Source organism: Paraburkholderia phytofirmans PsJN (assembly GCF_000020125.1).
In the GTDB taxonomy this organism is placed as follows: domain Bacteria; phylum Pseudomonadota; class Gammaproteobacteria; order Burkholderiales; family Burkholderiaceae; genus Paraburkholderia; species Paraburkholderia phytofirmans.
This window is the reverse complement of record NC_010681.1, coordinates 76972-91032: the sequence shown is the minus strand read 5'-3', so window position 1 is coordinate 91032 and position 14061 is coordinate 76972. Positions and strand designations below refer to the sequence as shown.

Here is a 14061-nt window from a genome sequence, read left to right as displayed (position 1 = left end):
CTCAATAAAACCCGTTTGTACGGTCGCTACTTAAAAAACGCTGGCGAATATACCCGGTGACACACGAGGCCACTAATGCACCAGGTTCAGGGAGCTTCTTTCTAGAACATATGGAAAATACCGGCCAGGGCCGAAACCTGGTTCCTGGAGCTGCTCGCTGCACACGAGGATCCCGCGCATTCGATATTCGCGTATGTCGCGTCTCCCGCTGCACGTTGATAGATTCCGGCGAGGTAAAGGATCGTTCGGTGTGACACGAAGTAATTTACGCCGACGTCAACCTGGTGATACTGTGGCGCGAAGTCCGTCGGATGGACCTTGCCAATTGTGTACGCATACGCGCCAACAAACTGGACCTGCGGCGTCAGGTTGTATGCGATGTTCGCCTCGATGTTGTCGAAGCGCGCATCCGCGTCAGCGAGTCCATCACCCTGATCACCCAGTTTGTCGTAGTCGCTGTGACTCCATAGCAACCCGAGTGTGGTCTTCCCGATCTGGTACGTTCCACCAATGCCGTAGATATCCATGCTCTGCGGGTTCAGCGCGTTTGCCTCATTTGGTGAGGCAGCCGATATATGTGGGAACAGCATCGTATTCCAGTTGCCCTCGGATGCCGCGAGCGCAGGATGGTTCATATGGAAATAAGCGGCCTGGATCTTTGCGGGTCCGTTTTCGTATTTCGCGCCGAAGCTCATCGCGCTCTCGTTTCCGAAGCTGCCAGCTACGCCACCGAAGCTATACATTGCGCCGATCTGCAGTCCACCTACCACGGGACTTTGGTACTTCACCGCGTTGTTTACGCGGAATTGCCAATTGAAATTGTCGTTGTCTCCCGGGTGAGCGAAATACCCGTTCCACCGATAGACCGCGCTGCTCTGCGCGAGCCAGTCGTTGGCAAAATCGTATTGACGGCCAAGGGTGAACGTTCCCAACGCATCATTCGACAGACCAACGAAAGCCTGGCGGCCGAACAGGCGGCCGCCCTGAAACGACTGGCCGCTACTCATCGCAAAACCGCTTTCCAGGGTAAAGACCGCTTTCGTCCCGCCACCCAGGTCCTCGTTACCCTTCAGTCCCCAGCGACTAGGCCCCTCGGCAGGGCTGACACTCTTGCCACCAGCGACGTTGTTGGTCCAGATGAAACCACTCATCAGTACACCGTACAGATCGACGCTACTTTGTGCGTGAGCGCCAGACTGGCATACAAGTGCGGCCGCCGTTGTGATCAACGTACTCAGGATTACCCTTATACTGCGCATGACTCTTCCCCTTATTGGCTCGTTCGTGTACTTCAGGTTGTCGGCAAAGCAGAGTTTGGAGGCTGATGCGTTCTATTTCGTCTGTTGCCATATGCCGCGAAGGTCCAGGAGGGGCGGCAGCCAGCAACAAGGTGGGTGTCGGAGAACAGATTAGAAACGGCCGTCACGCGTGACAACCGATCCAAAAACCATAGAACCGTTTTCCTTTAATTTAGGATCGCTTCCCTATGACCGCCCTACCGTGACGACCTGTGCGCGTGCTCTGCCGAATTGCCGCCTCGATACTCGCCTCTCCTCGCGCCCCTCCACTCGCTTCGCTGACCGGTTTCTGACAGACGTCAGGTGGTCTATACATATCCAAGCCGAAACGGCTCCCCCTTATCTGCCACGGCAGCCCCATAGCGATTTCGCCAGATCTGTGAAGGAATTCTGTAATGACGCAGGTGCGTCTTATCGTAGTGGCAAGGAGAATTCGATGAAGAAGCGCCACATCGGTGAGCCGATCATCCGCATCCCCGAACCTGGGAAAGGTGAAGGGTCGATGAAGGATAGTTGCAGGCGGATGGTGGCAGGCGAGCCGGCTATGTACGGAACAGGCTGAATGCCGAGACCAGATACCCGGGAACGACGAATGGAGCCTACGGGGTCGCCGCAGTTACATTCACATGCCCGTTCTACGCAGCTTGCCTGGGATGTCGCCAGGATTTTCCTCCTGGCGAACGGTTGCACACGCCCGACCTTACGGGCGCGGCGTGTGACCGCTACAGAGGTTTCTCCCGATCAACCTTGCGCCCAATCTGTATCTGTCAGGTCACCGCACTGAACGCCCGTCGTCGCGATCATGTTGCTCGTCGCGCGCGACTGCTGTCCCGGCGAGTCCGGGCCGGTCCTCACAGCATCAAGCGGCTTTGTTGAGCGCATCAAGGGGAAGGAGCGCGACAAGGTGCAGGCTCAAGAGTGGGCAGGTCCGCGCGGGCGAACCTCATCATCGATGAACGCCGGCTGTTTCGCAACGAGAAGGGATAGTACAGACGCCCATAGTTATCTGATTGATCCGCTGTAGCCGTTAAGATCGCATCCGAATCCATTTCGGGGGAAGGCGACCTGCCGGATTCGCCGATCGATCTGCCAAAATGCAGGCCTGCGAAATGCGCGACCGCTCGACCGCCGAGTGCTGGGGCCAAACACGATCAGCCCGCTACACGCGATCGCCTTGGTATGAATCCGGAGTCCCGACCATGCAATCTGGTAACCCCCATGATGGCACGAGGACTGTGCCGCCATCAGCGATGGTGAGGATACTCTTCAGGAGACTCATGGCCTCACACAGCCGCCGTACTTCGACACGAGCGACTCCCGACCCGTCCGCTTTCTGCATGCCCCCTTTGACCGACGCACGACGACGAGGCCATCCTCCTGGCGCTTCACGGCCGACGAAAAGCGGCGACACCATGTCGATGCGACCGCAGCCAGACGCGCACGCGACCTCACTCCACTCAAGCAGTTGGACTTCGATTTACTCGCACCACCGGCGGCCAGCCCGCCGCCCTCTTGGGACGACGGAGGACTAGGTCCCCGCCTAACCGCTTGCCTCTTCCTGGTCAGCCCGTCGCCCTTGTCAATTGACGAGGAGGGTGTACCCGCCCGTCGCCAGGTGCCCTGGCTTCCCCGGGAACTCGGGGCGCTGCACGCCCGGCCACCAAAATCCATAAAACCAGCTGTTGAACGCCCCCATCGGCGCGACAGCGACGAATTGCAAACCTACTGCGTCGACGCGCACAGCCATTGCATTCATAATCTGTGTCCATTCCGGGCGCAATATGATCGGGCCGTTCTTGGGCTGCTTGAGGCAAAGCGGCGAGTTAAGTTCGATCTCGCAAAATCCGTAGTCACGCGCCACTGCGATCCACGTCGAGGTCTCTTCAAAGAGCGCTCGATACGGAATCCGCGGCGGCCGCGATCTCCCGGAGCATGACCAGGTCGGCCCCGGGCTCCAGTGGATCGAAAGCCGTCCTCCTCCATGGACCCGACACTGTATGCTCATCGCGTGTTGGCCAAAATGAAAAACACTCCATGCGGAGACAACGAACGCGCCGAAGCTCCCGAATATGAGGACACTGCCCAGGGTCATTGCGGGCGCAACCCACGCAAATGCTGCGCCCTGATAAGGGGCGCCGATGACGAAGCCCCAAAGAGCCGTTCCGATCACAAAACTGAGCGCGATACTGAACTGCACCTTGCAGCGATGCACGGACCAGATTCGTGCCACCTGCCATTTGAAGCGGATGTATTTGTTCTTGCCCATGTTCTTCTTTTATTCCGAGTGCGTTCGAACGAAGAATGATAACGGGCGAATCGAAAGTTCATCAAATCATTGGTTTGAAGTCCCTGCCGAACGCTTTGTCAATCCGGTGTTTGGGCAACGGGCAGCGGATCAGGCGCGACGATGAAAACTTACGGGCTGGTACGAGTCAACAGGCGGGAGCGGGTATTTTGCGCAGATTTCTTCCTGTCCAGGTGGGTAGACCCAAACAGCCCCTTCCTTCATTTTTTTAAGGGTTCTTAGTACCGCCTCGGCTTACGCGCGGAACCGGCCAATGCGACTGTGGCCAATAAGCACTGCAAGGAATGTTGAAGCGAAAACCGTTAGCACATAGAAGGCCGGAACAAGCGGTGTACGGAAAACTCCGATAAGGAGAGTCACAAAATACAGGGAGGCCCCGCCGAAGATTGCGGCACTTACATTGTATGTAAGTGCCATTCCGGCGGCCCGTAATTCGGCGGGAAACAGGTAGGCCATCACGTTCGGAACGACTGCAACACTCGCAGCATAGATGATGGAGAAGAAGCCGGAACATAGTAAGAGCTTCGTCATTGTCGGTTCGGTGTTCATCCAGGAATAGAGAGGAGCGACCGTAACAACCATGATGAAGAGTGCAACGAGCAATTGCCGGTATGCCCCGACCCGGTCAGCAAGTGCACCAAACAGCGGTGTCGCAATTGCCCCTATGCCACCACTCACGAGAAGGGCTGAAAAGGAGACATACATCGGTAGATCCAGTACCTTCACAACATAAGTCGGTGCGTAGGCCAGCAGGATATATGCACCCGAGTTGATCGCCCCCGCGAGAAGGAGCGCCAACACCAATGTCCCCGGCCGCTCAAACAGCGTCTTGAAGCCGCCTTTGACCCGGGAGGCTTGTGATTTCGAGAAGGCCTCCGTCTCCGGAAGATGGCGTCGGATATAGAGCCCAACCGGGGCGATCAATAATCCGACTGCGAAAGGAATACGCCACCCCCAGGAGTCTCGCGATGCGTCCGACAGGACGTAGGAGATAAACAGCCCCGACAGTGCTGCAAGGATTGTCGCGATCTGGGTGCCAGCACTGTACAGGCCGCTGAAAAAACCCCGTCTCTCAGCCGGGACAGATTCCAGGAGATATGTCGCGGCGCTCGAGAATTCCCCTCCCGCAGAAACTGATTGAAGCAGTCGCGCGACGATGACGACTAGCGTAGCTACAAAGCCTATTGCTTTATACGTCGGTGTCGCTACCATCAAGAGCATGGACATGGTCATCGACGCCATGATCAACAGCATGGTGAAGCGCCGGCCCACGCGGTCACCGAGCATCCCAAGCAAGATTCCACCGATCGGGCGAACGATAAACGACAGGGCAAACGTCGCGTAGGTCGCAAGCAACGTCTCATCAGGACTGCCTCCGAAGAAGTGCGATGAGATCGCCAGCGCGAAGAAGCCGTAGATGATGAAGTCGTACCATTCAAGTGCGTTACCGATGACAGTTGCCAGGACCGCGCGGGTTGTACTGTTCTTCGGTGATATGCGATTAGCCTCGACAACTGCCATGACTGTCCTCATTCAGAGTATTCAACTGCCTTGTTCGCCCTCGTCCATCAAGGGCTGTTGGTAAGAAGGCGTTGTAGCATCGCGATGCCTGATAAAATCACTCAGGCACCGTCCTCTTCAGGTATCACTGTAAATGTCTACCCGCGAGCAGCAAAATAGTCGACCGTCACTTGCGCACGTTCGTCGCTCTCACGCCTCGCGCAGCGAGGAGACGCAACGGAAAATCCTGGATGCTGCACTTCGCGTCATCCAGGCACATGGTCTCCAGAAGGCCACAATGACGGAGATTGCACGGGAGGCGGGAGTATCAGCCGGTGCACTTCAGCATCACTACGGGTCAAAGGATATTCTCATCACCCGAATCATTGACCTCATCTTCGAAGAGTCGAAGCCAGACGGTGACATTTGGCCCAGCGTTACTCTGCCTGTCAGACAACGGGCTTACGCTTTTGTCGAGCGGGCCTGGCAGTCAATCTACGGAACGGAGCGTTACCTCGCTTCGTGGCATCTTCACTTCGGGGTGCATGCGTCGGAAGCGTTGCGCGTGAGGCTAAATGAAGTGCGGCTCGAGTGGGACAAGGAAATGACCACTCGCTTCCTGCTCTCCTTCCCCGAACTGGAGGCCTGCATCCCTGACCCAACCGGCTTCGCGAGGTTGGTTTTCTCAAGTCTGCGTGGTATAGCCTTCCTCGCCTGGTTCGGTGACGCATCCGACAAAAATCTCGACCAGCTGAACGCCCTTGCGGAGTCAATTAGCCGAGTTGCCACCGGTCATACTGACGAGGGCGCATAGCCCGGGCAAAACACATTTATTTCCATACGGTCCGCATCAGTCGCAACCAGTTTCCTCCGAACACCAGACGTAGGTCCGAATCAGAGTAGCCCATCGTCAGCAGTTCATCAGCGACGTCATTCAATGACGTAGGCTCGAGCTGTTTGATATCCTGCCGTGTATAACCTCCATCCTTCGGCCAATGCGTGGCGTTCTTCGCTGCCAACGCCGTAATCGCAGGCAGGTCGAACACATAGTCCAGACCGAAACCAACGGACTCGATTCCCGCAAGCTGGACAACATAATCAATCTGCCTTGCGAAGCCGGCAGCACTTGCCTCATCATCGCCCGTGAAAATGCTCATCCCGGTAAGGCCGAAGACGCCACCGCTCCGTGCGATCGCCCTGATCTGATCGTCGCGATAGCAACGCGGATGATTGTGCAATTCCCAGATATTTCCGTGACTGCATATCACGGGACGATTCGAATGTTCGATCGCTTCCATGCTTGCCTGGTAACCCGTATGCGCGACGTCGACGAACATGCCAACCCGATTCATTTCGTCGATAACCATTCGACCAAAACGGCTCAGGCCACCTTGACCCATCTCGTGACAGCCGTCCGCAACGAAGTTTTTCTGGTTATATGCCAGCAGCATGTGACGAATGCCCAGTTTGTAATAGGCTTCGATAAGATCCAGGTTGCGACCTATTGGCAACGTACCTTGGAAATGAAAGCCGACTCCCAATTTTCCCGCGCGTTTGGCGAGGACAATATCTTCCGCAGTTTCGACCAGCACGCACACGTCGGCCTGATTCTGGAAGAATCGCCTGCATTCAGCGAGAGCCGTGAACGCCTTCGCAACATCAGGTTCGTCATCCACTACCGTGAAGGATACGTAGGTAAGGCCTGCATTGCGGAGAAGTCCCGGGAGCGCAAGTCGCCTGACGGGGTCTCCTGGAGCAAAAAATGGGAAAGTCATGTCGCAAACGATACTTTCCCGAACAATTTTAGACCCCTTATCCAAGTTAGACACATCGTACTCCTAAGTTAAAAATGGAGACAAGCTGGACACGAGCGGCAGTTAGCCGATTGAATGTTCCAAATTTTTTCCTGGCCCTGCTTCGAATAAACAATGGCTATGTCCATTCGCTTCGCAGCATACTTCCTGGCCCGATATCTGCGCACCCGAAAGGGTAGACCCGCCCGCCAGATACTCCACCGCACCCGCCACTGCGGAGGCAAACGGATAGCAAACACACCTTCCTACGTTGCCGTACTCGGCAACGTAGATCGAATTGTGAAGTTCAACGGCAAGGTGGCCCGTATCGACGTCGATGGACTTGATGGCGAATCGCCCCATACCCCGGGCCGAAACCCTGTCGAAATATCGTTTCAGCACTTCTTCCCGACATGCCCCTGACCGAAGCTCTTCCTGCTCGCACCAGACGCGCGTGCCCTTCCGGGTTGCGTGGTTGAAGAGCTCGGCCGTCGCGACGAGGCCAAACTGCTCCTCGGCCTGTTTCTGAACAAACACCCAGAAACGCCTGGGGATCAGAATCATCGGTTGCCCCTCCGACATCCAGGCTCCCGATTCGTTATCTATATCCACCGGCACGGGAAGTTTAGTCATTCGCGACCCCTCATTTACAATATGCGTGTAATGTAAATTGCTAAATTCCGCGACGGTACTGGGAAGATCCCTATGTACGGGCCAGGTGATCGGCCATTGCCCGGCAACATTCTCTGTAGCTTGCCAGGCACTGGCACCGCGGTGCGCCAGCCGACACGGACCGGCTCGCTCTCGCGCACGCAGCGTTGCACCGGGTTGGCTCGGCAGAGCGGCCTGAACTACGCAGGGTCACGCCAGCCGGGGCAGCGCCGGACAGAAGATCGGGAGAAATCTGATTCAAACCTCGTCGTCCGCATGGAGGGACTGGCTGACCGTGCGGAACTGCCCCTGCGTTTTGAGGTTGTTCCCTTCGCTAGCGGCAAAGGAGCAAGCCGCACGACGACGGAACATGGGTGCCCGACCGGCGCAACGCGTTGTTGCTCGAGGCATGCAACCGGTAAGCGGCCTGACAAATCGACCGATACGCCGTGTAATCAACGAATCCCGGCGCTCCCATGAAGATACGGGAGCATGAAAAGGCCATTTCCGCCCCAAACAGGAATCGGAACCGCACCGCGGCATCGATATCAATATGCGACCACAAAGGATCCCGCAAATTTCAGGGACACCCGTCCACTTCCATCGCCCAACCCGCCCCCCCGGCAACAGTACGCTGGTCAGTACTCACCCTCCTGCGGCAGCAGATGAAATCGCCTGTCTCGTGCAAATAGCTACCGCAAAAGTCGCTTTGCCTAGATCGTGGTCCCTATTCCTGCAACCCGACTGAAAACCGGACGGCTATAAAGTGATGAGTTCGCGACATCTGTTGCCTCTCATCGACAAGGCTCCGGCAGGGCACTGCGATCGCGTCCATGCTTCACGGCAGATGAACGGCTGAAGCCGCGACCGACTGTCGTTCAACAATGCCCTCTGCTGTCGTATGAGTTTTGGCCTTGCGCACTCATCTCGATCAACATATCCATGGAGAAGGAATGAACGACATGAAGTTGGGCGATCAATTAAATCTCCGTCAGATTTTCCTGAAAATTCCCGATCTCGCCCTGCCGATCATTGACTGCTTTCAGCACCTGATGAGAGGGCCGTCCTCTCTGTCCCCGGGGGAGCGCGAACTGATTTATTCCTACACGTCGGGACTCGACGGCTGCCATTTTTGCGCATTCTCTCATCGACACTGTGCAATCGGACTGGGCATACCGGAGTCCGTATTCAGCGTTCCGAGGGATCGTATCGGCGCTGCAGATCTTCCCGCCGAAACGCGTGAGCGGCTTGCTTTTGCATCGTCTCTTCACGCACTTGAGCGCGACTCCATGTCCTTGACTGCTCCTGTGCTATCGAACCATCCCGCTTCGGCTCGCGAAGACGTCGTTCGGGTGACGGCCTTCACCGCATTTATGAACCGGGTCATTGACGGACTTGGCGCCATATCGCCGGACGCGATGCACGTTATCGCAGGAAAAAGTCTTGCGCAATTTGGCTATCTACAAGTTCGCAAAGACGTTGAATCATTGATCAATGCCACAGGTAGCCATCCAACCCAGAGACTGGACGGCCTGCCCAGTGACTGGCCGGGCATCACCAGTCCCCTTGACGCTACGATGGCATGGTTGAACGCAGTGACCGCACAATTGCTGCGTCAGAACTCTGGCATCTCGACCCAGTTAAGACTTGATATCAGGCAGGCGGTCCTCGGCTCCAGAAAATATCCGGATGACGTCAACGGCACTCAACAAAGTCGCACCGAACGCGACGATGCCCTGCTTCAATTTGCCGTTGCCGTGGGCACATCGAAGGCGCGAAGTGTTGCCGACGACTTCGCGAGGTTACGTGGCCAGGGATGGACCGATCGAGATATCATCGACGCCGTATTGATTGCGGCAGGCGCTGCCTGTTCACTGAGAGTTACGGCTGGTATGGACGCCCTCGCAAACTTGACCTAACTAGTCGGCAAAGCGCAACGTGACGCATTGAAAATAAAGGAACAGGAAGGCATCTTCCCGGCAAAACTCAAGGACGCCGTCGCGTGTGATGCACATGATTTTCGGCGTAGTTCTGAATAGATACGCGTGAAACGTGATCGGGATTGCACTCGCTCCATCTGCCGAATGAGTATCAGGGATACGGTCCGCATTCTGGCAGCGACAAGCGCCCCCTTCTGACCCATGCCTCACCGGCTCTGCTGCGTTTCACTTCAGTGTGACTTTGTGCGTCGCCACGATCGGCTGATCCCGACCGGACAAAGCGTCGTGCTTGAGCAGGCGTCACGCGACAAGCGCCAGTAGACGAGGGATTCCGCTGGCGCCCGTCGCAGGCCGCGTTTGCTCAGCCCAGAACGTCGCTGCCGGAAACGGCAGCCCGGTCGACATTCACCCACCGATCAATGTTTGGTGGTGATTGGCGTCCACTTTCCGTTCTTTACTTCGTAGAGCGTACTCGACGGATCCTTCAACGCGCCGGTGTCGCTAAACGCAATCGGACCGGTAATGCCGTCGACCGCTTGCGAATGCAGTTTTGCCAGGTATTGAGTCGGGTCTGGCGAGTTTGCCGCCTGCATGGCGTGAATTGCTGCCCATGTGGCGTCGTAGGCAAATGGAGCATACGTCAGCATCGGCGTATGGAAAGTCTTCTCGTAGTTCGACTGGAACGCCGCGCCACCGGGAAGCGATGCGATCGGTTCGCCATACTCCCATGCCATGGCCCCCTCTGCGGAACCCCCTGCCAGAGAAAGGAATGTCGGTTCCATGACCCCACCTCCGCCGACAAACTGGGCAGCGATTCCCAATTGCTTCATGCGTTTGACGATCATCGCCGCCTGCGGATTCAGCGTCGCCACAAATACGAGATCGGCATTGGTGCTCTTGATATGTGTGAGTTGAGCGCTGAATTCAACCGCCTTGTCAGTCGTGAATTCGCGATCGACGACATTCCCATTGGCAGCCTTCACAGCCTTCACGAATTCATCTGCCTCACCCTGACCGAACGCCGTGCGGTCGTCCAAGACTGCGATGCGCTTTGCCTTGGTCACTTCAACCGCATATTTACCAGCATTGCCGGCGTTCTGGGCATCTGTCGCGATGGTGCTAAAAACATTGCTGAAACCCTGCGAGGTAATGGTCGGATTCGTCGCGGATGGGGTAATCATCGGAATTCCGGCGTTGGCATAGATGCGGGAAGCCGGAAGCGTCGTTCCTGAATTTTCGTGGCCAATCACCACCGCGACCTTCTTGTCCGCGAGCAGCTGCGCGACTTCGACAGCGGTCTTGGGATCAGCCTGGTCGTCCTGCGCCAGGACGACGAAGTGAGCGGATTTGCCACCGATCGTCAGCTTCTTTCCGTTGGCACTGTCCACGGCCAGTTGCACGCCGTTTAACAAATCCTTGCCGTAGGCCGCGTTATTTCCGCTCAGTGGCGCCGCTACGCCGACCGTGACCGTCACCTCATCTGCCGCCATGGCAGCACTCTGAAAGGCTGCAGCCGAGGCTGCCAAAAAGAAATATGCGGCGGCGGTAGCGCTAAACATCCTTTGTGTCGATGTCAGTCTTTGCTTCGTTTGCATTGCGACTACTCCTCTGGCGGTAGATAAGGTAAAGAAAGTGCTTTCAGACCACAGGCCTGACGGAACCGGACGATGGGTTCCGTCCACCTTTTCTGGCGCTCAAGTGGTCTCAAACGTTCATCGGGGAATCGGTAAGCAACTGCAGACTCGAGGGACGCAGGACCTGATCGATGAACCGTTGCTGGTGCGGCTTGTAAAAGTCCCAAAGGGCACGCAGAGCGACTTCGGGGTTTTCCTGGAAGTCGATGCGCAGATCGACGAGCGGCCAACTCTGCTGATCAGCAATCAGAAGCGCCGCCGACATGACCGGCTTGGTTTCACCGCCGGCCTTCACACCAGCGTCGAGCGCTTTCATGAGCCGATCGCCGAACTCCAGTTCGGGGGCGCGCTCATACTCGGCAATCATGCTATCGGTGATGTTGTGATTGGCCAGGAAGTTTCCGGTGGCTACGCAGGCGTCGCCGACGGTACCCGTGGCGATGTTGGGAATCGCGGGTCCGCAGAAAAATGCAACTCGCCCTTCCTTGTCCACAGCCGCGAACTGGCGTTCGCCAGGATCGTCGTTTGCCTGTGACAGCACCCGGACAACTTCCGGCGCACTCAGTCCCTGGCTGAGGAGCTCGAGGCCGACAGGGCCCTGACGGGTGTCGGTGCGATGCTGCGTCGTCACGGCGCCGACGCCTGCCTTTACCCAGGGGCAACGATTCCCGACAGCAATCGCCGAGGTTGCGATCGCGATGCCGAACATGCCGGTTTTCTTGTCCTTTGCAGCGATTGAGAATGTCATTTCGTATTCCTTAATTAATGGGAAAGTAACTGCCGTACGTCTGTGTAATATCCCCGCCGCCTCACCCACGAACCTCGGGGCATCCGCCGCAGCTCAAACGCACGCTTTCACGACCGCCGTGTTGCGCCCGGCGTGTCGTTACCACGCCCCTGACCGCGAGGCTCCTGGTCAGGAAGGCATTCTCCTGATAATTCACATCGGCGATTGTAGCGCTACAATCTGGTGCCGATGCGCAACCTTGACTCTGAAACGGAGCGTATAGCAGAAAAAATTGTAGCGCTACACTTTTTTATCCGTGAGCCGGAATGGCGGGGGAGTCCGCGGAGTTACGCCCTTAAAGCGTTGCACCCTGTTTAAATCGAACCCCATTTCGCCGCGTGTGGCCCTTGCAATTGTTGCGCTAAAATGCGGGGCCTGGTTTAGGTGGCAGCATCACGGTGGACCGGCGTCCATCGCTTCGCTAGCCTTCTTCCCGTGGGTTCGATCACTGCAACTTTGGAAGGCACGGTGGGCTCATGCCTGAATGTTTCGGTTGCTACCGATATGTCGCGGCGAATGAGGGTAGCGCATGTTCTGTGCATCCGCGCAGTAACTCCGGTGCCGCAGTTTATGAGAATCGTGCCGGGCTCACGCGGCACATGCGGCCAACCTTGTCAGGCAATCATCGCAGCAATCCCGCGGCGATAGCTTCTTCCGTATCGCCGCTCGTCAGGAGGTTGGAGCGTGGACCACAAAATCAATTCATCACGCAGCGGTGCCAAAAAAAAGGCGACAATGCAGGACGTCGCAACGTTGGCCGGTGTCGCGCCCATGACCGTGTCCAACTGCTATCGGGTGCCCGACAAGGTACATCCGCAAACGCTCGCCAGGGTCCTTGAAGCCGCAGCAAAACTGGGCTACACGCGTAACCGGATTGCAGGCAATCTCGCGTCAGGACGCAGTCAGGTGGTCGGTGTACTTGTACCTTCTCTGGAGAATTCCAACTTCATCGGAATGATTCAAGGTCTGGAAGATCGACTGCATCAACTCGACCATCAGCTGATGTTGGCGGTCACGCCGACGGCCGACCGAGAGCTTGACTCCATTCGCACCTTTATCGAGAGGCGCATCGACGGTGTAGTGCTGACTGACGTGCAACATTCCCGTGACACTGTCGACCTGCTCAGGAACGCGCGCCTGCCGACGGTCGAGACATGGAGTCTCAAGGGGCCGTTCATTGACATGGGTGTCGGCTTTTCCCTATACGATGCGGCCTTCGACATGACAAATCTCATGATCGAAGCGGGCTACCGCAGGATTGGCTTCGCCGGGTTCACCCCCGCTTCGACAGAGCGATTCCTCGAGCGGCAACGTGGCTTCGAGGACGCACTCAGGCGTGCGAACCTGCGTCACGATGTGCACGCATATACCGAACAGTCCGAAGGATTTGCCGGCGGCCGGATCACCCTGAATGCCCTCCTCAGAGAGGAACCCGAGCTGGATGGTGTCTTTTGTGGCACCGACATACTTGCCGCGGGGATGATCTTTGAATGCATGCGCCGAGGCTGGAGGGTACCTGGTCGAATCGGCATCGCTGGATATGGGAACTATCAGATTGCCTCGGAAATAACGCCCAAGCTCACGACCGTGGCAACTCCAGGTTATGAAATGGGTGTGGCGGCAGCAGAAATGCTCGTTGGAAGGCTGGTCGGCGCCGCACCGGCACCCGTAATTCGCGATGTAGGCTACAGACTGATCAGCGGGGCTTCCTTCTGATTCGCGCAAGCGCAACCGGAACGCTTCGCGACAGCCACCTTCGAAGCCTGAGCCGAGCGCCTCACCGGAGCGCAGGTCGTCGTTCAGGCGCACCGGGCGGCCTGCTACCTGGTTTCGTCCCTGTCCGGCGCTACCAACCGGCCAGAAGGGTAAGCGCCGCTTTAAGGTCGCCTGGCATCGCCGTACGCGACAATTGCGAGAAGACGGCCTGTATCCGGGTTACTTGAGTTGAACCGTGACGTAGCGGGACAATTTATCAGGCGCTGCAGCAACCAGCGCCCGATCCACCGCGCTCACGACCCGTTCGATATCGCGCCTGAATGGCCCGCGGTGGCTTTGGGGCGCATTTCCATGCGGGCCTGCCAATACTGTGAGCATCAGGGCGTGTGATTGATCACGTCGAAGGCGCTAACGCATAAGGCAGTATGTGGTGCGCA

Annotated in this window: 11 protein-coding genes; 4 read left to right on the top strand and 7 right to left on the bottom strand. The window is 57.1% G+C overall.

The features are described from left to right. Window positions 1-101: 101 nt before the first annotated feature. Window positions 102-1259 carry a porin gene (locus BPHYT_RS00355; RefSeq protein ID WP_012431181.1) on the bottom strand — a complete coding sequence of 386 codons (1158 nt, stop codon included), beginning with the start codon at window positions 1257-1259 and terminating at the stop codon, window positions 102-104. A gap of 475 nt (window positions 1260-1734) precedes the next feature. On the opposite strand from BPHYT_RS00355, the gene BPHYT_RS39405 reads away from it, so the two are divergent. Then, window positions 1735-1860 carry a hypothetical protein gene (locus BPHYT_RS39405; RefSeq protein ID WP_257008823.1) on the top strand — a complete coding sequence of 42 codons (126 nt, stop codon included), beginning with the start codon at window positions 1735-1737 and terminating at the stop codon, window positions 1858-1860. Window positions 1861-2877: 1017 nt separating this feature from the next. On the opposite strand, the gene BPHYT_RS00350 is transcribed toward BPHYT_RS39405, so the two are convergent. Both BPHYT_RS00350 and BPHYT_RS00345 read right to left on the bottom strand, forming a co-directional pair. Further along, window positions 2878-3564: a hypothetical protein gene (locus BPHYT_RS00350; protein WP_012431180.1), complete on the bottom strand. Its 687-nt coding sequence runs from the start codon at window positions 3562-3564 to the stop codon at window positions 2878-2880. Between the two features lie 273 nt (window positions 3565-3837). Next, window positions 3838-5124 carry an MFS transporter gene (locus tag BPHYT_RS00345; protein WP_012431179.1) on the bottom strand — a complete coding sequence of 429 codons (1287 nt, stop codon included), beginning with the start codon at window positions 5122-5124 and terminating at the stop codon, window positions 3838-3840. 133 nt (window positions 5125-5257) lie between these two features. On the opposite strand from BPHYT_RS00345, the gene BPHYT_RS00340 reads away from it, so the two are divergent. Next, entirely contained in the window at window positions 5258-5917 is a 660-nt protein-coding gene (locus tag BPHYT_RS00340; RefSeq protein WP_012431178.1) for a TetR/AcrR family transcriptional regulator, read from the top strand. A gap of 16 nt (window positions 5918-5933) precedes the next feature. On the opposite strand, the gene BPHYT_RS00335 is transcribed toward BPHYT_RS00340, so the two are convergent. Together BPHYT_RS00335 and BPHYT_RS00330 are read right to left on the bottom strand one after the other, a co-directional pair. Further along, window positions 5934-6932, bottom strand: coding sequence for a dipeptidase (locus tag BPHYT_RS00335; RefSeq protein WP_012431177.1), 999 nt, complete (start codon window positions 6930-6932; stop codon window positions 5934-5936). Between the two features lie 48 nt (window positions 6933-6980). Beyond that, on the bottom strand, window positions 6981-7529 hold the full coding sequence (locus tag BPHYT_RS00330; RefSeq protein WP_012431176.1) for a DUF5943 domain-containing protein: 549 nt from the start codon (window positions 7527-7529) through the stop codon (window positions 6981-6983). Window positions 7530-8500: 971 nt separating this feature from the next. Here BPHYT_RS00330 and BPHYT_RS36610 point away from each other — a divergent pair. Next, window positions 8501-9466, top strand: a complete 966-nt coding sequence (locus BPHYT_RS36610) for a carboxymuconolactone decarboxylase family protein (RefSeq protein ID WP_012431175.1) — start codon at window positions 8501-8503, stop codon at window positions 9464-9466. Window positions 9467-9903: 437 nt separating this feature from the next. Here the strand turns inward: BPHYT_RS36610 and BPHYT_RS00320 are convergent, their stop codons facing one another. Together BPHYT_RS00320 and BPHYT_RS00315 are read right to left on the bottom strand one after the other, a co-directional pair. Beyond that, entirely contained in the window at window positions 9904-11046 is a 1143-nt protein-coding gene (locus BPHYT_RS00320) for a branched-chain amino acid ABC transporter substrate-binding protein (RefSeq protein WP_039350192.1), read from the bottom strand. A gap of 145 nt (window positions 11047-11191) precedes the next feature. Continuing rightward, window positions 11192-11869 (bottom strand): DUF1028 domain-containing protein, encoded by a 678-nt coding sequence (locus BPHYT_RS00315; protein ID WP_012431173.1) that lies wholly within the window; start codon window positions 11867-11869, stop codon window positions 11192-11194. A 723-nt stretch (window positions 11870-12592) separates the two neighbouring features. On the opposite strand from BPHYT_RS00315, the gene BPHYT_RS00310 reads away from it, so the two are divergent. Beyond that, window positions 12593-13624, top strand: a complete 1032-nt coding sequence (locus tag BPHYT_RS00310; protein WP_012431172.1) for a LacI family DNA-binding transcriptional regulator — start codon at window positions 12593-12595, stop codon at window positions 13622-13624. Window positions 13625-14061 lie beyond the last annotated feature (437 nt).

What these genes read in the sequence shown, in the direction of transcription:
- BPHYT_RS00355 (WP_012431181.1), bottom strand. Translation starts at nt 1,259, where the DNA reads ATGCGCAGTATAAGGGTAATCCTGAGTACGTTGATCACAACGGCGGCC.
- BPHYT_RS39405 (WP_257008823.1), top strand. Translation starts at nt 1,735, where the DNA reads ATGAAGAAGCGCCACATCGGTGAGCCGATCATCCGCATCCCCGAACCT.
- BPHYT_RS00350 (WP_012431180.1), bottom strand. Translation starts at nt 3,564, where the DNA reads ATGGGCAAGAACAAATACATCCGCTTCAAATGGCAGGTGGCACGAATC.
- BPHYT_RS00345 (WP_012431179.1), bottom strand. Translation starts at nt 5,124, where the DNA reads ATGGCAGTTGTCGAGGCTAATCGCATATCACCGAAGAACAGTACAACC.
- BPHYT_RS00340 (WP_012431178.1), top strand. Translation starts at nt 5,258, where the DNA reads ATGTCTACCCGCGAGCAGCAAAATAGTCGACCGTCACTTGCGCACGTT.
- BPHYT_RS00330 (WP_012431176.1), bottom strand. Translation starts at nt 7,529, where the DNA reads ATGACTAAACTTCCCGTGCCGGTGGATATAGATAACGAATCGGGAGCC.
- BPHYT_RS36610 (WP_012431175.1), top strand. Translation starts at nt 8,501, where the DNA reads ATGAACGACATGAAGTTGGGCGATCAATTAAATCTCCGTCAGATTTTC.
- BPHYT_RS00320 (WP_039350192.1), bottom strand. Translation starts at nt 11,046, where the DNA reads ATGTTTAGCGCTACCGCCGCCGCATATTTCTTTTTGGCAGCCTCGGCT.
- BPHYT_RS00315 (WP_012431173.1), bottom strand. Translation starts at nt 11,869, where the DNA reads ATGACATTCTCAATCGCTGCAAAGGACAAGAAAACCGGCATGTTCGGC.